The organism is Mesorhizobium sp. M8A.F.Ca.ET.208.01.1.1 (genome assembly GCF_004791315.1).
In the GTDB taxonomy this organism is placed as follows: domain Bacteria; phylum Pseudomonadota; class Alphaproteobacteria; order Rhizobiales; family Rhizobiaceae; genus Mesorhizobium.
On record NZ_SRUT01000007.1, the window covers coordinates 239,433 to 257,150 of the forward strand.

A 17,718-nucleotide genomic window follows, 5' to 3' on the forward strand; every position below is an offset into this window, starting at 1 on the left:
TTGCGGCACGGCGGTTCATTCGCATTCCAGCTTCGGCCGGCGGAAATTGGTGATGAACCAGCGGCCGCCGGAAGCGCGGGCGTAAAATGTGTAGAAGCATTCCTGACGCTCGATATAGCCGGGCGTTTCGGTCTCTTCATAGACGGTTCCGTGTTTTGTGTGGCGAACCTCGCCGCTGGATGTCCCGGAAACCGCTGACGTCGAGACCTGGCGCCACTGATAGGCGCGTTCTCCCTGGCCGAGGTCTACGATCGCCGTTGGCGGCCCGTAATCCAGAACGACCGATTCGACCGGTTGTCCGACATAGTTCTTCATGATGTCGGAGGCGCAGCCCGCCAATGCGAGCGCGATCGCAATGAACAATAGCTTGGACGTCCGTCGGCCCGGGCGATGCGTGGACATTGCTGATTCCCATGGTGAAAATTCACGCAGGCGACCTAGATTGCGAAGATTACATCGACATTGCGACAAGCATGGAATGCTTCGTCTCCTCGGGCGGGATGTCTGCGTCCAGGCATCAAGAACAAGAAGATCGCGCGATGCCGCGGCCATCGCGCGATCGAGGTCGGCCGCCTGCTGTTTCTAGAACCGGTAGTTGATGCCGGCTTTCAGCTCATGGCTGCCGATCGTCTCCTTGGACCTGCCAAGGGCCGATGTCGTTTCCACGTCGGGGGTGCGGACATAGTCGTACTCGACCTTGGCCGAGAGGCCGCCGGCGAAGCCCTGCTCGATGCCGGCGCCGACGAGGTAACCGACCTTCCATCCGTCGCTGCTGCTCACGCCGTCGCCCTTGTCGAACCTGGTCATGGCCACGCCGCCGGTTCCGAACAGCAGCGTCTGGTCGAAGCTCACGCCGGCCTTCGCCTTGGCCGCGCCACGCCATTTTTCCTTGATCTTGCCGCCCTGGACATTGTGCTCGGCGCCACCAAGATAGGAACCTTCGATCTCGGCGCCGAGAACCGCCGGGCCCATCTGCTGGTTGTAGCCTGCCTGGACGCCGCCGCTGAAGCCGTTTCGGCCGGCGAACGGGTTCGGCATTCCCGTGAATGCCGTGCCGCCATGGACGCCGACATAGGCGCCGCTCCATTGGAAGGCAGGAGGATCATTGTAGGCAGGCGAGAGGTCGGCGGCCGTCGCCGGCCCGAGGAGGCAGACGGCAAGGGCACCCGCCGTCAGGACGATCTTTGCTTGAGGGGACACTGCATTACTCCAACACAAACGCGCATCCGCACCCGATGCGCTGGTTAACTGCTGAGGACCCTGACCATGGGGCGCTCAGCTCCGATTGGTGTCTTTCTGGATGGCCGCGCGGTTCTGGGACCGGCTTTCGCCGGCTGTGTGGTAGGGGGTAGACCGCGCGGTCCGTCACCTGAAAGACACCTGGTGTCTCGCAAGTGAAAATTGCACGCACATTGTGCAAAACTGGAAAATGACGATTTTGTGCTTTATTTTCAATAAATTAAAATGAAATTGTTTACCCATATTTAAGAATTTTGGATCTCGGGCAGCCGGGAAACTCGATCACTTGTTTGACATGAACAGGTTTCCCAGTTGCCCGCCTCACGCGCGGAAGCGTACAAAATCCGACGGCAATCGGCCTTGAGGGCGGGGCTTCGGTTCGCTGATGCCAGGGCAATTCGGGGGAATTTGCTTTTGCGAATCATTTATTTCCATTCGGACACGCATCCATACGACAAGGCGATCTACCCAGGCGTGGGCCCGGCCTTCGCCAGGCCGTTGTCATGGGAGGCCCGGCCGATCAGCCAGATCGGCCGGGGCGATTGCGAGGTTGCCGTCGTCGACAATCGCCTGGAGCCCGGAGACGTCGAGGTGCTGAAAGAACACCTGGCGGTCCCCGCAAGCGACAGGCCCGCGCTCTTTTTCCGGATCAGCGATTCGGACATGCCGGAGACAACCAACCCCTATGTCAGGTTCATCTTCGATTGCGCCGACCATCCCGGCGTTCACTATGCCACGACCTATGATCCCGAGGGGCCATTCCTGGCATTCGTAGGGACGCTGAAAGTCTCTCGCGTGGTCCATTTGCCCTATCCCTACGATAGCTCGCGGGAGGTCGAGATTCCCTTGGCCAGCCGTCGCCGCAGGGTCTTCCTGTCGGGCAGCAATTCCAGGACATTATACCCGGTGCGCTATGCCTTGCGTCGCCGGCGTGCGCGCTTTCCTTGGCTGCGACTGTTCATCTTCGACCTGAAGCACCCGGGATATCCCGAACATGGCAAGCCGCCCCGTCATGATTTCACGCATGCGCGCTACATCGGTCTTGCGGCGCAATTCACCCACTTCTTCCTTTGCGGGACGCGCTACAATGTCGAGCTGATGAAATATGTCGAATGCGCCTATGCCGGCTGCGTGCCGGTCGGGGTGCCGGCAGGCTCGCTGGATGCGGTGGCCAGGCGGTATTTTCGCCCATATGGCGGTCATGGGCTCGATCTCCTGAAGGACCTCTGCCAGCCCCTGCGGGAGCTCGAGGAACGGGCGGCTGGATACAGGGCGGCCATGCGTGCACTTCGGTCGCCCGCCAGGATCATCCGCGATTTCACGGCAGAGGTCAGAGGCATCGAGGGCAAGTGATCGACATGGACAGGCTACGTCCGGAGGCAGCGCTGGATGGCGCCATCGAACCTGTCGTCAATGCCGTCTGGATCGGAGCATCCCTGGACGACCTGCATGCCGCGTGCCTGCGTTCCTTCGTGCTGGCGGGCCACCGGGTGCATCTTCATTGTTACGACACCCCACGCAATGTTCCGCCCGGCGTCGAAACCGTCGACGCGTCGAAACTGATGCCAAGAGACCGGATCGTCTACTACAGGTCGAACGGAAGTCCGTCCCTCTTTTCAAATCTCTACCGCTTGAAGATCCTGGAAGCAGGGCTCGGCCTGTACGTCGATTGCGACGTGTTTTGTCTCAAGCCCATCCCGAAACAGGACCATATCCTTGGGTACCAGTCGAGTGACCAACTTAACGGCGCCGTGCTGAAATTGCCGGCCGGCAGCCAGACACTGCTTGAGATGCTGAAATTCGCGGAAGATCCATATTACATCGTGCCCTGGCTCAACCGCTCCAGGCTGATGCGCTACAGGTTGCGCAAATTCATCGGCCTGCCGATCCACATTTCCAACTATAGCTGGGGCAGGCTAGGCCCCGAGGCGCTCACCTATTTCGCCAGCAGAACCGGTGACATCGGTCACGCGGTGCCCATCGACGTCTTCTATCCGCTTAGTCACCATCAGGTCGCAATGCTGCTCGATCCGGACCTTTCGCTTTCGGATATCGGCACGCCGCGTACGCTGTGCATTCATCTGTTCGACCATACGCTCCGCCAGTGGATGATCGGCCGCACCGTTCCACAGGGCTCGCCTCTGGGGCAGATGCTTGAGCGCTGCGGGCTTTACACGGCAGCCGGGCGCTAGCAACGGTCCTGGCTCGTGCCGGCTTGCTGGATGGCCGCCAAGCACGTATCTCTTGGCCGTGCCCATGAGTCCGGGCATCTCAATCGGGAGACGGCCTTGTCCGCACTGACGCGCTTTCTCGGCGACTCGCCGCTCAGGGTTGTCCTGAAGCTGCTGGTGGTATCCTTTCTCGTCGGCCTGGTCATGAACGCCTTCGGCTGGTCGCCGATGGACGTGTTCTACGGTATCCAGAAGTTCTTCATCGACCTTTGGAATCTCGGCTTCCACGCCATCGACCGCTTCCTCGGCTACATCCTGCTCGGCGCCGCGATCGTCGTGCCGGCCTTCATCCTGCTCAGGATCGCCAACTATCGGAAATGACCTTCAGGCGTAGTCCGAGGCGACCTCGAACAGGATGGCGTGGCGCGCGGCAAGTGCCGGCACATCGGTGGAATAGCCGCCGCCGATGACACCGCAGACAGGAATGCCGAGCGCCCGAAAATGACCGATGACCATCTCGTCGCGGGCGCGCAGGCCGTTGTCGGAAAGCGCCAGCCTGCCGAGCCGGTCCTCGGCATGGACGTCGACGCCGGCATTGTAGAAGACGATGTCCCAACGCGCTCTGGCCGACAGCTCCGGCAGGATCGCGGCCAGCCTTTCGACATAGGCGGCGTCGCCCGTGCCGTCGGGCAGCGCGACGTCGAGGTCCGAGGCGATCTTGCGTGTGGGGTAGTTGCGCTCGCCATGCATGGAGAAGGTGAACGCGCGTAGCTCATCGCCTAGAATATCCGCCGTTCCGTCGCCCTGATGCACGTCGAGATCGACCACCAGGATGTTGTGTGCGGCGCCCTCTTCCAGCAGAACCAGCGAGGCGACGGCGACGTCGTTGAAGGTGCAGAAGCCGGCGCCTTGCGCGCGCCGCGCATGATGGCTGCCGCCGGCGGTGTTGCAGGCGATGCCGTGGCGCAAGGCAAGCCGCGCCGCCGCCACCGTACCGCCGGCGGCAAGCTGGGCACGCAGCGAGACGCGCGGGCCGACCGGAAAACCGATCTCACTCTCGATTTTTTCAGGCACGGCGCAATGGATGACCTGGTCGACATAGTCCGCCGCGTGGGCAAGCCCCAGCCATGACGCAGGCGCGGCTTCGGCTGTGTTGAGCGCCCCGGGGCTGGCCAGGCCGCGTGCCCGCAAGGCCTCCATCAGCAGTGGATATTTGCTCATCGGAAAGCGATGGTTGGTGGCGAAGCCGGCGTCGTAGTCGGGGTGGTGGACGATCTGCAGGGGCATCAACTGGGTCGGACGGTTTCACGCCAGAGCGGGATTTCGGTGGGCCGTCGCGGAAGGACGATTGCGCGGTGGCCGGAAAATGGGGCACATCGGTTCCCCGATCAAGCCGCAATCAGCAAGGCAGCAATCCTTTGGACAACGGTGCCATCCCAGCCGACGCCGGAGCCTTTTCGGTCACCAACCGCTCGGTGCTTGCCATCGCCGTGCCGATGACGCTGGCCTATCTGACGACGCCGCTGCTCGGCCTGGTCGATACGGCTGTCGTCGGCCAGTTCGGTGATGCCGCCCTGCTTGGCGGCCTGGCGGCCGGCGCGCTGGCTTTCGACGTCGTCTTCACCACGTTCAACTTTCTGCGTTCGGGCACCACAGGCCTCGTCGCCCAGGCCTTCGGGCGTGGGGACGCCCTTGAGGAACAGGCGGTGTTCTGGCGCGCCGTGCTGATCGCGGTCGTTGCCGGCGTCGTGCTGGCAGCGCTTTCGCCGCTCATCGCCGTTGGCGCCCAGTGGTTCATGGACGCCGGCCCACGCGTCAGCGAGGCGATGGGCGTCTATGTCAGGATCAGGCTGCTCGCCGCCCCATTCTCGCTGATCAACTACGCCGTCCTCGGATACGTGCTGGGGCGCGGCGAGGGCGGGCTCGGGCTTGTCCTGCAACTGGTGCTCAACGGCATCAACATCGCGCTCTGCTTCCTGCTTGGCCTTGAACTTGGCTGGGGCGTTTCCGGCGTCGCCTGGGCAACCGTCACTGGCGAATTCCTCGCCATGCTGCTTGGTCTTGCGATCGTGGTGCGCCGGTTCCGATCCAGCCCGCCCTTGCCTCGCCACCGCCTGTTCGACATCGGCGCCTTCCTGCGCATGCTGTCGCTCAACCGCGACATCATGATCCGCTCGTTCTCGCTGCTTGCCGCCTTCGCGCTGTTCACCCGCCAGGGCGCTGAGTTCGGCACGGTGACGCTCGCCGCCAATGCGGTGCTGATGAATTTCTTTCTCGTCGCCGGCTATTTCCTCGACGGTTTTGCTACCGCCGCCGAACAGCTCGCCGGCCGCGCCATCGGCGCGCGGGCGGCACTACCCTTCCGGCAGGCGGTGCGTCTGACCCTGTTCTGGGGCTTCGGCTTGGCCGGTGGCGCGACATTGGTGCTGTTGCTGGCGGGTGCCAATCTGGTCGCTGTCGTGACGACATCCCAGGAGGTCCGCGCGGTGGCCGATGTGTATCTGCCGTGGGCGGCGTTCACCGCGCTGAGTGGCGTGCTTGCCTTCCAGATGGACGGGGTCTTCATCGGCGCGACATGGTCGCGCGACATGCGCAACATGATGCTGTTGTCATTCCTAGTCTTTGCCGCCGCGCTGATCACGCTGGCGCCCTCCTTCGGCAATGCCGGTCTGTGGGCAGCACTGCACGTCTTCCTGCTAGTGCGGGGATTGAGCCTGCTGACAATTCTGCGGCTGCGGATGCAAACCGCGTTCAGCTGAGCGGCTTCGACGCCCATCGATGGAGATGACTGTCGCGCAACTCGCGGATCGACCTGAGTTTCTCTGACTCGGCAAAACGCGCCATACCGGCGACGATCCGGCCCGGCAGCGCCGGTCCCGCATAGATCATGCCGGTGTAGAGCTGGACGAGATCGGCGCCGGCACGGATCTTTTCCAGTGCGGTTTCGGCGGAGTTGACGCCGCCGACGCCGATGATGGCCATGTCCGGCCCGACGAGCTTGCGCATTTTTGCCAGCACGATGGTCGAGCGCTCGAACAGCGGCTTTCCCGAAAGCCCGCCGGTCTCCCGCGAGGCATTGCCGCTGCGCAGCGCCGGCCGGGAAATCGTGGTGTTGGAAACGATGATGCCGTCGATCCTTTTCTCCATGACTTCGGCGGCGATATCCTCCAGTTCGGCCTCGACCAGATCCGGCGCGATCTTGAGGAAGACCGGCGGCCGCGCGATTGCTGTGGCACGCGCGGCCATGACGCGGGACAAAAGCTCGCCAAGCTGTTCTCGCGCCTGCATGGTGCGCAGCCCGGGCGTGTTGGGCGAGGAAATGTTGACGGTGAGATAGCTGGCATGGGCAGCGAAGCGGGCAACCCCGCGCTCATAGTCGCCGACGCGGTCGGTGCTGTCCTTGTTGGCACCGATGTTGACGCCGACGATGCCACCGCGCCCCTTGCGCGCGGCAAGGCGTTTTTCGGCCGCCGCGTGGCCCTCATTGTTGAAGCCCAGCCGATTGATGACGGCTTCATCCGATGTCAGCCGAAAGATGCGCGGCTTCGGATTGCCGGCCTGCGGCAGCGGGGTGACTGTGCCGGCCTCGGCGAAGCCGAAGCCCAGCCCAAGCAGCGCGTCGGGCACCTCGGCGTTCTTGTCGTAGCCGGCCGCCATGCCAAGCGGATTGGGGAAATCGAGACCGCAAAGGCTGGTCTTCAGCCTTGTGTCGCGTACCGTCCGCGCGCCGACCGGCAGGCCGCAGCGCAATGCCGCGATCGATAGGCCGTGCGCGGTTTCCGGATCGAAGGTGAACAGCAGCTTCTGGCCGATCCGGTCGAGCACGCTCATTGCCCCTCCAGGGCCGGGAACTGGTGGCTACCGTCGGCACCGAGCGGCAGTGGCTTGACCCACAGCACCGCCTTCGGGTCGAGCACGCCGTAGAGATGCGGAAACAGCGCGCCGCCGCGCGAGACCTCGTATTTCAGCGCATCACCCAGGCTGGCACCGTCGACGGCGACCAGCAGAAGGTCGGTCTGGCCAGAAAAATGCTTTGCTGCGGTTTCCGCGGCCTGCTCTGCCGTCGAGAAATGGATGAAGCCGTCGGCGATGTCGATTGGCGCTCCGGTGAAGCGGCCATTGGCTTCGGCCTCGCGCCAAGGCGCTTGCGGAGTTATCTTGTAGATAATCTGTGACATGGTTGCGCTATAATCCGAACCAGTCGTGCGGGGAAGGCCAGGCCAAGGGTCTTCCCCATTTCCGGCGCAAAGATGCGATATTTCAGGCTTTGGCCATGGAGGACGACATGCGTCTGCAGCACATCTTGATCCCCGCCGCGCTCGTTTCACTGGTCGCGGCTTCAGCTTATTCGGAAGAAACCGACCGCTACCGGCTGGAAAAGTCGGCCACCGGCTATATCCGCATGGATACGCAGACCGGCGCGATGTCGATCTGCGAAGAGCGTTCGGGCCAGCTCGTCTGCAAGATGGCGGCCGATGAACGCGCCGCTTACCAGGACGAGGTCGACCGCTTGCAGACCTCGATGAAGGCAATGGACGAGCGCGTCACCAGGCTCGAGAACTCGCTCTCGGCCCGCCTCGAATCGAAACTGCCGAGCGAGGAGGATTTCAACAAGACGATGAGCTACATGGAGCGCTTCCTGAAGGGCTTCATGGGCATCGTCAAGGATATGGACAAGGACAGCGGCGGCGGCGCCCAGCTCAACTCGCAGAAGACTTGAGCGCCAGAGACAAGGAAAACGCGGCGCGTTGGCTTTGCCGCTTGAAAACAGCGCGCTGCCCCTCATAATCATCCGACTGATCCCGCAAAAAGCAGTAAATCGGGGATTCGGGGAGGGACATTTGCCGTCAGGCTATTCTTTCGTCATCGCCGACGATCATCCGCTGTTTCGCGGCGCCCTGCGCGAGGCGCTTGCCGGCATCGGCAATGTCACCGCCATTCACGAGGCCGGTGATTTCGAGAGTGCCAAGGCGCTGGTCGTGGCCAATGAAGATGTCGATCTGGTGCTGCTCGACCTGTCGATGCCTGGCGCCAGCGGCCTCTCCGGCCTGATCTCGTTGCGCGGCATCCATCCGGCGGTGCCGCTGGTCGTGGTGTCGGCGCATGACGATCCGGCGACCATCCGGCGCGCGCTCGATCTCGGCGCTTCCGGTTTCATCTCGAAGTCGGCCAGCATGGAGGAAATCCGCGGCGCGGTGCAGTCGGTGCTTGCGGGCGATATCGCGGCACCCGTCGGCGTCGATCTCGGCGTCGAACGCGATCCCGAAATATCGGACCTGATCAAACGGCTGCAGGCGCTGACGCCGCAGCAGACCCGCGTGCTGGGCATGCTGGCCGAGGGCCTGCTCAACAAGCAGATCGCCTATGAGCTCGGCGTCTCCGAGGCCACGATCAAGGCGCATGTCTCGGCCATATTGCAGAAGCTCGGCGTCGACAGCCGCACCCAGGCGGTGATCCTGCTGTCCAAGATCGGCAGCGACCCCCTGCAGCCGGCGGGCTGAGCGCCGGCGTCCTCGGCTCAATCGGAACACTCAACTTCGGCTCGCCGCACCGGCCGGACGCTGAAGACCATGAAACTGACGGCGGCCATGATCCAGACGCCGATGCCGCCATAGAGCATCACCCAGCCAAAGCCATTTCGCAGCGCGTCGCGCATGACCGGATCGGGTAGACCAGGGATGGGATTTCCGGCTGCGATCCCTTCGGCGGCGAGACGCAGCTGGGCGGCATCGAGGTCGGGCAGCACTCGGCTGAGATGTGCCAGCACGCCGCTTGCAAGGATGAAGCCCATCACCGCTATGTTCAGCGCCAGCGAAACCATGCGGGCGCTCATGTCGATGCCCGACGCCATGCCGGCGCGGTCGCTCGAAACCGAACCCGTCGTCGTGTTGGTGACGGGCGTGTTGGTGATCCCGAGGCCGGTTCCGGCGATCAGGCAGCCAGACAGCATCGTCAGCCAGCTGGCCTCGGCGGCCGCGCTGCCGAACTTCATCGCGATGAACCCCACGCCGATGACGGCGAGCCCCGCCGGGATGACAACGCCAGGCTGGTAGCGCAGCGAAAGCCGCTCCGCCAAGGGCGGCATCATGAGCGTCGGCAGTGTGTAAGCGAGCAAGGCAAGGCCGGTGGAAAGGCTGTCATAGCCGAGCCCGGCATGGAACCAGATCGGTAGGTAGATCATGAAAGGCCAGTAGGAGAGGTTCATCGCCGCCGAGCCGACGATGGCGCCGGAAAACGGCCGGATCCGGAAGACCGAGAAATCAAACATCGGCCGCTTGCTGATCCTTTCGGCGATGAGGAAGGCGATGAAGCTCGCGATCGAGACACCGAGGATCACCAGTGCCGTCGGACTGGCGAAACCGAGATCCGGTCCTTGCGTGATGTAGAAGACGAGGCAAAAGACCGATGGCGACAGCGTCACGATGCCCGCCAGGTCGAGCTTGCCCGCCTGTGGATCTTTCGATTCATGGACGCCGGTCAATGCCAGCACAAACGCCATGACTGTTGCCGGCACATGGATGAGGAACACCCATTCCCAGCTCGAGATCGCGACGATGCCGCCACCGACGATGGGCCCGAAGCCAAGACCGACACCGAAGATGACGCCCCACCATCCCCAGGCCACCGCGCGCTCGCGGCCTTCCCTGAATTCGTGCGACAGAACGGCGAGCTGACAAATCAGCATCGCGCCGCCGCTCAGGCCCTGCAGAAACCGGGCGACGATCAAGGTGGATACGTCGTCCGCCAGGCCGCAGATCAGCGACGTCAGGCCGAAGGCGGCGATGGAGACCAGGAAGACGCGCTTGCGCCCGTAACGGTCGGCGATGGTGCCGACCGCCATCAGCACGGTGGTGACCGCGATCGTGTAGGCGTTCATCACCCACTGCAATTGCCTGAAGTCCGCGTGCAACACTTCTTCCAGCGTCGGCAGGATGGCGGGGACGCTTGAAATCTCCAGCCCGAACATCAGGCATGCCAGGCAAGCGGCAAACAGGACGACGATGCCTCGGCGGGTGAGGACAGCCATGGTCAAACCTTTCGAATTCCCGGGCGCGGCGATCTGCTGACGCCTGCCATGCACTGCACAGTTAGGGCAGGCTTGATCATTTGAAAATTGCATGGTTGGCTATTTCAGTGACAACAAAGCGAGATAGCTGACATGACGCTGGACGTAGAAGCGGTGAAGGCGTTCGTCACCGTTGCGGATCTCCGTAGCTTCACGCGTGCCGCCGAAGCGCTCGGCAGCACGCAAGGCGCGGTCAGCGTCAGGCTGAAGCGGCTTGAGGACCGGCTTGGCCAGAGACTGATCGAGCGGACGCCCCGGCTGGTCCGACTTTCCACGCGAGGCGAAATATTCCTGGAGCCGGCGCGCGATTTCCTTGCCGCGCACGACCGCGCCGTCGCGAGCCTGACCGCTGTCCGCCGCCGCTTCAGGCTCGGCATCGCCACCCATGTCGGCGGCGCCGAGGTTCCGACCCTGCTGGCGCGGCTCAACGCGCATGATCCTGCCCTCACCATCGAGGTTCGGCTCGATGATTCACACGATCTGCTCGACGCGTTCGACCGCGGCGAGCTCGATGCGGCGATCATCCGCCGTGAGGACGACCGTCGCGATGGCGAGGTGCTAGCGCCGGAGCATTTCGGCTGGTACGCCGCTCCGGGTTTCGTCCACCGGGCCGGCGAGCCGCTGCACCTGGCCGCATCCTCGCCATCCTGCGGCATCCGCAACATCGCGACCGGCGCGCTCGACGCGGTCGGAATTCCTTGGACGGAAGTGTTCCTTGGCTGCGGCTCCTTTGCGGTGGCCGAGGCCGTCACCGCCGGCCTCGCCACATCGGTCTTTTCCTGCCGGCTGGCGCCGCCCGGAACGATCGAGGTCAGCCGGAAATTCGGGCTGCCGCCACTGCCGGCATCCGAGATCGTGCTGCTTTCGACGCTTTCGGACATCAAGTCGCGCGAGGCACTGCGCACGCTGGCCATGGCCTTTCGCGAGCATCGCCCGCCGGCAACGGCCACCGCCACGCGGCCCCGGTTCCGCAACTCGCAAGGGGCCGACAATCTGTCCGACGCGTAAGTCCCGTGCCCGTTTCAGCGATGATGGCCGGATTGCGCGTCGTCTGACGTTAACGCCTACGGCTGCTCGATGAGCAGCATGCTGATCGGGTCGTCGTCCTTGCCGGGGTGTTCAGCCGAGCCGCACCGACAGCTCCGGCGTCACTCCGCCGCCCGCACCATCGGCCTGAACCTGGCCATCATCGACCGCAGCACCGCCGGCTTCAGCGGTTTGTTGATCATCGGGATGTCGAGGCTCGCCGCGGCTGCCCGCACCTCGTTGGAGCGGTCGGCCGTGACCAGCACGGCCGGCAGGTCGTCACCGTGCGTCGCCCTCAGCTTGATGATAACGTCGAGTCCGGTTTCACGGTCGAGATGGTAGTCGGCAAGCACGATGTCCGGACGTTGGACCGCGACCTTCTCCAGATCCCCCGAGCCGGTCGCCGTGGCGACGTTGCAGCCCCAGCCTTCCAGCAGCAGCCGCATGCCTTCGAGGATACGGATGTCATTGTCGATGCACAGCACATGCAGCCCCGACAGCGAAGCCGCCGCGCGGGCCGGCGCCCGGGTCTCGACCTCGCGTCGCGACTCCTGCGCGGCTGTCACCGGCAGGATGACGGAAAAGCGCGTGCCCTTGCCCGGGTTGGAGAAGATGCGAATCTCGAGCCGCAATACCCTGGCGATGCGGTCGACGATGGAGAGGCCGAGGCCAAGACCTTCGGCTTCGCGGGCGCCTTCGTCCAGGCGGGTGAACTCATGAAAGACGGTGTTCAGCTTGTCGCCGGCAATGCCGATGCCGGTGTCGATGACCTGGATCTCCGCCAATTCGCCACGCCGCCGCACACCGACCAGGATGTGGCCCTGGCGGGTGTATTTGATGGCGTTGGAGACAAGATTCTGGATCAGGCGGCGCAACAGGTTACGGTCCGTCGTTACCGTCAGCGACGACGGCATGATCGTCAGGCCAAGCTTTTTCTCCGCGGCCAGTGGACGAAAATCATTGCCGATCTGGCGCAGCAGGCCATCAAGGCTGAAGGCGGTGTCGTCCGGCTTCATCGCGCCGGCATCGAGGCGCGAAATGTCGAGCACGGCACCCAGAATGGTCTCGACCGATTCCAGCGAGGATTCGATGTTGATGGCCGCCTTGCCGGCCGGACCCTTGCCGGCCTTCTCGATCAGCGAGGAACAATAGAGCCGGGCGGCATTCAAGGGCTGCAGGATGTCGTGACCGGCGGCGGCAAGGAAGCGCGTCTTGCCGAGATTGGCCTCCTCGGCGAGCATCTGTGCCTGCGCCAGTTCCTCGTTGACCCGGGTCAATTCCTCGTTGACCCTGGTCAGCTCGATGGTGCGGGTCTTGACGCGCTGTTCCAGCGATTCATTGGCGCGCTTCAGCGCGAGGTCCTGCTCGACGCGTCCGGAGATGTCGGCATAGGTGGCAACGATGCCGCCATCGGGCATCGGGTTGGAGCGCAGCTCGAGGATACGGCCGCTGGTCTTCAGCTCCATCTGCCAGGGGCTGACGAAGCTGGTCAGCCGGTTGAGCATCGCCACGCGCTGGTCGGCGGGGATGTCGCCGCGCTCGGCGAGATGGCGAAGGATCTGGTCGAGCGAAACGCCGACCTGGCCCATCTCGTCGGGCAGGTCGAACAGCGCCCGGTATTGCCTGTTCCAGCAGATCAGCCGGAAATCGCGGTCGAAGACGGTGATGCCTTGCTCCATCTGGTCGAGCGCGATCTGCAGCAGGTCGCGATTGTGCTGCAGCGCTTCCGTGGCGTCGTCGAGCAGGCGGAAGGCGTCGCGGGATTCGCGGTCGTGGCGGCGAAACAGCAGCGACAGGATCAGCCGCGCCGAGGAGGAGCCGACGGCGCTGGCCAAAAGCTGCTCGGAAAAGCGGATGACGTCCATGCTCGCCTGCTCGTTGCCGTGCAGCGAGGTGCCGTTGCTCTTCTCGAAGGATTGAAAGGAGCGTTCCGTGCGTTCGACGCCGAGATAGCGTGCGATGGTATCCTTGAGGTCGTTGACGGTGATGGCCGTGCGGAAGCGGCGCAGGCTTGGCATCGGGCCGGCTTCGCGCGGCACGAAGATCGATGCCTGGATGCGCTCCAGCGGCACCGACGCGCGCGACAGCGAGCCGAAGACGAAGAACAGCGCGTTGATTGACAGGCTCCACAGCACGCCATGGTTCAGCGGTTCGGCGACGGTGCCGAACAGCGCCTGTGGCCGCAGCGCCTCGAAGCCGAACAGTCCATGCACGATGATGCCGGTATCGGGTGGGACGAGCGACGGCACCAGCAGCGTGTAGCCCCAGACCAGGATGCCGGCGACCATGCCGAGCGCCGCGCCGCGGCCGTTGGCGCCGCGCCAGATCAGCCCGCCGACCAGCGCCGGCGCGAATTGCGCGATCGCCGCGAAGGACATCAGGCCGATCGAGGACAGCCGGGCGCTGTTGGTGCTCTCGCGATAGTAGAGAAAGGCGATGAACAAAAGGATGAAGATCGCTCCACGCCGTACATTGAGGATAAGCGTCGACCAGTCCTCGTTTTCGGAAGTGGTCGTCCGCAGCAGCCGGCGCACGAACAGCGGGATGATCAGGTCGTTGGAGATCATGATCGACAGCGCCACGCTCTCGACGATGACCATGGCGGTTGCCGCCGACAGGCCGCCGATGAAAGCGGCCATGGCCAGGAAATCGTGGCCGCTGAACAGCGGCAGTGACAGCACGTAAAGGTCGCTGCTCGTCCTTGTCCCGACCAGCGTCAGGCCGGCAAAGGCGATCGGCAGCACGAACAGGTTGATCGCCACGAGGTAGAGCGGGAACACCCATGTCGCGGTGCGCAGTTCCGCCTCGCTGCGGTTCTCGACGATGGTGACGTAGAACTGCCGCGGCAAGAGGATGATGGCGAAGCCGCTCAGGCAGGTCAGCACCAGCCAGGTGGCGAGCGACGTCGAATAGCCCATTGCCTGCCGTACCTGGCCATTCTGCGCCAGCCGGTCGAACATGTCGCCGGGGCCGCCGAAGATCAGGAAGGTGACCATCAGGCCGATGGCCAGGAAAGCGGCGAGCTTGACCACCGTCTCGACCGCCACCGCCAGCACCAGCCCGTCCTGGTGTTCGGTGGCGTCGGCATGGCGTGTGCCGAACAGGACCGCAAACAGCGCAAGCAGCATGGCGACGACCAGCGAGATGTCGCTGACGAAGGGATCGAAGGAAGGCGGCGAGCCCGTATAATGCTCGACCATCAGGCTGACCGATCCCGAGATCGCCTTCAGTTGCAGGGCTATATAGGGCACGGCGCCGATGGTGGCGATCAGCGTGGCGATGGCGGCCACGGTGAAGCTCTTGCCGTAGCGCGCGCCGAGGAAGTCGGCGACCGAGGTGATCTTCTCGGTCTTGGCCAGCCGCACGATGCGGTTGAGCAATGGAAAGCCGAACACGAACACCAGCACCGGGCCGGTATAGATGCCGAGGAATTCGAGGCCGCGTTCCGAGGAAAGGCCGACCGAGCCGAAGAAGGTCCAGGACGTGCAGTAAATGGCAAGGCTGAGCGCATAGATGAAGGGCCGCGCGCGGCCGGGTCCAGACATCATCGAGCGGCGGTCGCCCAGGCTGGCGATGGCGAACAGCAGCGTCACATAGGCGATCGCAATGATGACGATGAACAAGCCTTGCACGCCGGCAAGATCCTCCCTGTGCCGATTTTAACCTGGCCGGTCAGACGCAATCACAGCTTGGGCGCCAAGTCCATCACGGCTTTCGGCGCATGCGGGCCATGATTTCCGCGGCTGCCCAGGGTAAAGAGAAAGCGGTTGCTTTCTTCTTTTAGCCGATGGTGCAACCCAAGGTTTTTGTTATGGTGTCGCCGGGTCGGTGCCGCAGGGATGGGACGGCTGTGCGGCCCGCCATGACAAGGAGGGTCGAATGCTGAAAGAATTCCAGGAATTCATTTCCAAGGGTAACGTGATGGACTTGGCCGTCGGCGTCATCATCGGCGCTGCCTTTTCCAAGATCGTCGATTCCCTGGTCAACGACATCATCATGCCGATTGTCGGCGCGATTTTTGGCGGTTTGGACTTCAACAACTACTTCTTTGGGCTTTCCTCGGCCGTCAACGCCACCTCGCTGGCGGACGCCAAGAAGCAAGGGGCTGTTTTCGCCTATGGCAGCTTCATCACCGTGGTGCTGAATTTCATCATCCTCGCCTTCATCATCTTCCTCATGGTCAAGGCCGTGAACAACATGCGCAGGCGCCTGGAAAAAGAAAAGCCGGCGCCGGCGGCCGCGCCGCCCCCCGCCGATGTACAGCTTCTGACCGAAATCCGCGATTTGCTGGCCAGGCGATAGACGGATACGGTTCTTCTGGACCAAAACCCCGGTCGTTCGCGGCCGGGGTTTTCTGTTTTCGTATCTGGTAAGCAGCCCTTACGAACGCCCGAGACAACGGACCTGCCCAATGACCCTGATCCAGACCCTGCGCCCCGAGGCCCTGGCCGCGCCTGAAAGCGGTATCGTCGCCGTCGTCAACTACGGCAGATTGCGCGAAGGCCTGATCCCGCTCTGGGCCGGCGAGGGCGACCTGCCGACGCCGTCATTCATCACCGATGCCGCGTCGAAGGCGCTGGCCGGCGGCGAGACGTTCTACACCTGGCAGAGGGGCATTCCCGATCTGAGGCAGGCGCTGGGGCGTTACTACGCCAGGCACTTCGGCAAGACCTTCCCCGAGGAGCAATTCATCGTCACCGGCTCCGGCATGCATGCCATCCAGCTGGCGCTCGACGCGCTTGCGGGCGCCGGCGATGAAGTGATCTATCTGTCGCCCGCCTGGCCGAATTTCGACGCCGCCGCCGCGATCGCGGGGGCCGTGCCGGTGCCGGTCACGCTCGACCATTCCGGAAATGGCTGGTCATGCGACGTCGAGAAGATCGCGGCGGCGGTCACACCGCGCACGAAGGCGCTGTTCATCAACACGCCGTCCAATCCGACCGGCTGGACCGCCGACCATGAGACCTTGCGAGCGATCCTCGATCTCGCTCGCGCCAAGGGCCTGTGGATCATCGCCGACGAGATCTATTCGCTGTTTCACTATGGCCACGGCCGCGCGCCGTCGTTCCTCGACATCGCGGAGGCGGAAGACCGCATCCTGTTCGTCAACAGTTTCTCCAAGAACTGGGCGATGACCGGCTGGCGGGTCGGCTGGGTCAAGACGCATCCAAGCCTGCAGCAGGTGTTCGAGAACCTGATCCAGTATTCCAACTCGGGCGTCGCCCAGTTCATGCAGCGCGGCGCGGTCGCGGCGCTCGACGAGGGCGATGCCTTCGTCGCCGAACAGGTGGAGCGGGCGAGAAAGGCCCGCGACCTGGTCTGCGGCATTCTCGGCGAAACCGGCAAGGCGCGGTTCACCGTGCCGCAGGGCGCCTTCTACCTGTTCTTCACGGTCGACGGGATCACCGATTCACGCAGCGCTGCCTTCGACATCGTCGACAAGGCCAATGTCGGCCTGGCACCCGGCACCGCCTTCGGCCCGGGTGGCGAAGCGTTTTTGAGGCTGTGCTTCCACCGGAGGCTGGACCAGCTCGAGGAAGCGGCCCACAGGCTGGCGGGCTGGATGAAGACGGTTTGAGGCTGCTTGCCTTTATCGGTTAGCGTCGCCCCTCATCCGCCTGCCGGCACCTTCTCCCCGTATAGTGACGAGGAGAAGAAGGCTGGCCGCAACGCCGGCGCCTGTTCTGCAACGCTTGCGATTGGCGAAACTCTCCGCGACAGCCTCTTTCTCCCCGTCACTATACGGGGAGAAATGTCCGGCAGGATGAGGGGCAGCGCTGCGGTTCTAATGACGGCGAGAGGGTGACAAAGCTCGCCTTCACCCGCCCGACTTGGGCACCAGCAGCGGAATGATCCGGTCGCTTTTCGCGACGGCCGGCCGTCCCGCCGAACCGTAGGGGATGCCGAGCGCGTCCCAGGTTTCGACCAGCGCGTCCTGAAGTTCGGCGATCAGCGCATCGGAATGGAATGGCGTCGGCGTGATGCGCAGCCGCTCGGTGCCGCGCGGCACGGTCGGGTAGTTGATCGGCTGGATATAGATGCCGTGCACGCCAAGCAGCCGGTCGCTGGCCATCTTGCACAGCTCCGGATCGCCGACCAGAACCGGCACGATGTGGGTCGGCGATTCCATCACCGGCAGGCCGGCGGCGGACAGGATCTGCTTGGTCCGGGTCGCCTGCTGCTGCTGGGCGTCGCGCTCGGCCTGTGAGCGCTTGA

The 17,718-nt window shown here is 63.8% G+C and carries 17 protein-coding genes; 9 read left to right on the forward strand and 8 right to left on the reverse strand.

Annotation, left to right across the window (positions count from 1 at the left end):
- Window positions 1-15: 15 nt before the first annotated feature.
- Window positions 16-402 carry a hypothetical protein gene (locus EN851_RS26930; protein WP_127278852.1) on the reverse strand — a complete coding sequence of 129 codons (387 nt, stop codon included), beginning with the start codon at window positions 400-402 and terminating at the stop codon, window positions 16-18.
- 180 nt (window positions 403-582) lie between these two features.
- On the reverse strand, window positions 583-1,200 hold the full coding sequence (locus EN851_RS26935; RefSeq protein WP_135930346.1) for an outer membrane protein: 618 nt from the start codon (window positions 1,198-1,200) through the stop codon (window positions 583-585).
- A 453-nt stretch (window positions 1,201-1,653) separates the two neighbouring features.
- On the opposite strand from EN851_RS26935, the gene EN851_RS26940 reads away from it, so the two are divergent.
- From EN851_RS26940 to EN851_RS26950, 3 genes are all read left to right on the forward strand, one after another.
- Window positions 1,654-2,592 carry a hypothetical protein gene (locus EN851_RS26940; protein WP_135930347.1) on the forward strand — a complete coding sequence of 313 codons (939 nt, stop codon included), beginning with the start codon at window positions 1,654-1,656 and terminating at the stop codon, window positions 2,590-2,592.
- Between the two features lie 5 nt (window positions 2,593-2,597).
- Window positions 2,598-3,431, forward strand: a complete 834-nt coding sequence (locus tag EN851_RS26945; RefSeq protein ID WP_135930348.1) for a galactosyltransferase Lgt5 — start codon at window positions 2,598-2,600, stop codon at window positions 3,429-3,431.
- A gap of 96 nt (window positions 3,432-3,527) precedes the next feature.
- Entirely contained in the window at window positions 3,528-3,791 is a 264-nt protein-coding gene (locus tag EN851_RS26950; RefSeq protein ID WP_127278856.1) for a DUF6460 domain-containing protein, read from the forward strand.
- Window positions 3,792-3,794: 3 nt separating this feature from the next.
- Here EN851_RS26950 and EN851_RS26955 read toward each other — a convergent pair whose 3' ends face one another.
- A complete protein-coding gene (locus EN851_RS26955) occupies window positions 3,795-4,697 on the reverse strand; it encodes a histone deacetylase (protein WP_135930349.1) in 903 nt (300 codons plus the stop codon).
- A gap of 131 nt (window positions 4,698-4,828) precedes the next feature.
- Between EN851_RS26955 and EN851_RS26960 the strand changes: the two genes are divergently transcribed.
- Entirely contained in the window at window positions 4,829-6,169 is a 1,341-nt protein-coding gene (locus tag EN851_RS26960) for an MATE family efflux transporter (protein ID WP_135930350.1), read from the forward strand.
- On the opposite strand, the gene EN851_RS26965 is transcribed toward EN851_RS26960, so the two are convergent.
- Both EN851_RS26965 and EN851_RS26970 read right to left on the reverse strand, forming a co-directional pair.
- Entirely contained in the window at window positions 6,162-7,241 is a 1,080-nt protein-coding gene (locus EN851_RS26965; RefSeq protein WP_135930351.1) for a quinone-dependent dihydroorotate dehydrogenase, read from the reverse strand. The genes EN851_RS26960 and EN851_RS26965 overlap by 8 nt on opposite strands.
- Window positions 7,238-7,588, reverse strand: coding sequence for a DUF952 domain-containing protein (locus EN851_RS26970; protein WP_127870794.1), 351 nt, complete (start codon window positions 7,586-7,588; stop codon window positions 7,238-7,240). The genes EN851_RS26965 and EN851_RS26970 overlap by 4 nt, the downstream gene beginning before the upstream one ends.
- 107 nt (window positions 7,589-7,695) lie before the next feature.
- Here EN851_RS26970 and EN851_RS26975 point away from each other — a divergent pair, with 107 nt between their 5' ends.
- Both EN851_RS26975 and EN851_RS26980 read left to right on the forward strand, forming a co-directional pair.
- The gene (locus tag EN851_RS26975) at window positions 7,696-8,130 is read left to right on the forward strand and encodes a hypothetical protein (RefSeq protein WP_135916889.1); all 435 of its coding nucleotides are present in this window, start codon (window positions 7,696-7,698) and stop codon (window positions 8,128-8,130) included.
- 121 nt (window positions 8,131-8,251) lie between these two features.
- The gene (locus tag EN851_RS26980; protein ID WP_127870796.1) at window positions 8,252-8,911 is read left to right on the forward strand and encodes a response regulator transcription factor; all 660 of its coding nucleotides are present in this window, start codon (window positions 8,252-8,254) and stop codon (window positions 8,909-8,911) included.
- A 17-nt stretch (window positions 8,912-8,928) separates the two neighbouring features.
- Here the strand turns inward: EN851_RS26980 and EN851_RS26985 are convergent, their stop codons facing one another.
- Window positions 8,929-10,437: an MFS transporter gene (locus tag EN851_RS26985; RefSeq protein WP_135862022.1), complete on the reverse strand. Its 1,509-nt coding sequence runs from the start codon at window positions 10,435-10,437 to the stop codon at window positions 8,929-8,931.
- A 132-nt stretch (window positions 10,438-10,569) separates the two neighbouring features.
- Here EN851_RS26985 and EN851_RS26990 point away from each other — a divergent pair, with 132 nt between their 5' ends.
- Entirely contained in the window at window positions 10,570-11,484 is a 915-nt protein-coding gene (locus tag EN851_RS26990) for a LysR family transcriptional regulator (RefSeq protein ID WP_189343535.1), read from the forward strand.
- Window positions 11,485-11,624: 140 nt separating this feature from the next.
- On the opposite strand, the gene EN851_RS26995 is transcribed toward EN851_RS26990, so the two are convergent.
- A complete protein-coding gene (locus EN851_RS26995) occupies window positions 11,625-15,134 on the reverse strand; it encodes a PAS domain-containing hybrid sensor histidine kinase/response regulator (protein ID WP_135862018.1) in 3,510 nt (1,169 codons plus the stop codon).
- A 247-nt stretch (window positions 15,135-15,381) separates the two neighbouring features.
- Between EN851_RS26995 and mscL the strand changes: the two genes are divergently transcribed.
- Window positions 15,382-15,804, forward strand: coding sequence for a large conductance mechanosensitive channel protein MscL (gene mscL / locus EN851_RS27000; RefSeq protein ID WP_127279505.1), 423 nt, complete (start codon window positions 15,382-15,384; stop codon window positions 15,802-15,804).
- Window positions 15,805-15,913: 109 nt separating this feature from the next.
- The gene (locus tag EN851_RS27005; RefSeq protein ID WP_127279504.1) at window positions 15,914-17,080 is read left to right on the forward strand and encodes a pyridoxal phosphate-dependent aminotransferase; all 1,167 of its coding nucleotides are present in this window, start codon (window positions 15,914-15,916) and stop codon (window positions 17,078-17,080) included.
- Between the two features lie 240 nt (window positions 17,081-17,320).
- On the opposite strand, the gene EN851_RS27015 is transcribed toward EN851_RS27005, so the two are convergent.
- On the reverse strand, window positions 17,321-17,718 hold a 398-nt coding region (locus EN851_RS27015; protein ID WP_135930352.1), incomplete at its 5' end, for an aminotransferase class I/II-fold pyridoxal phosphate-dependent enzyme.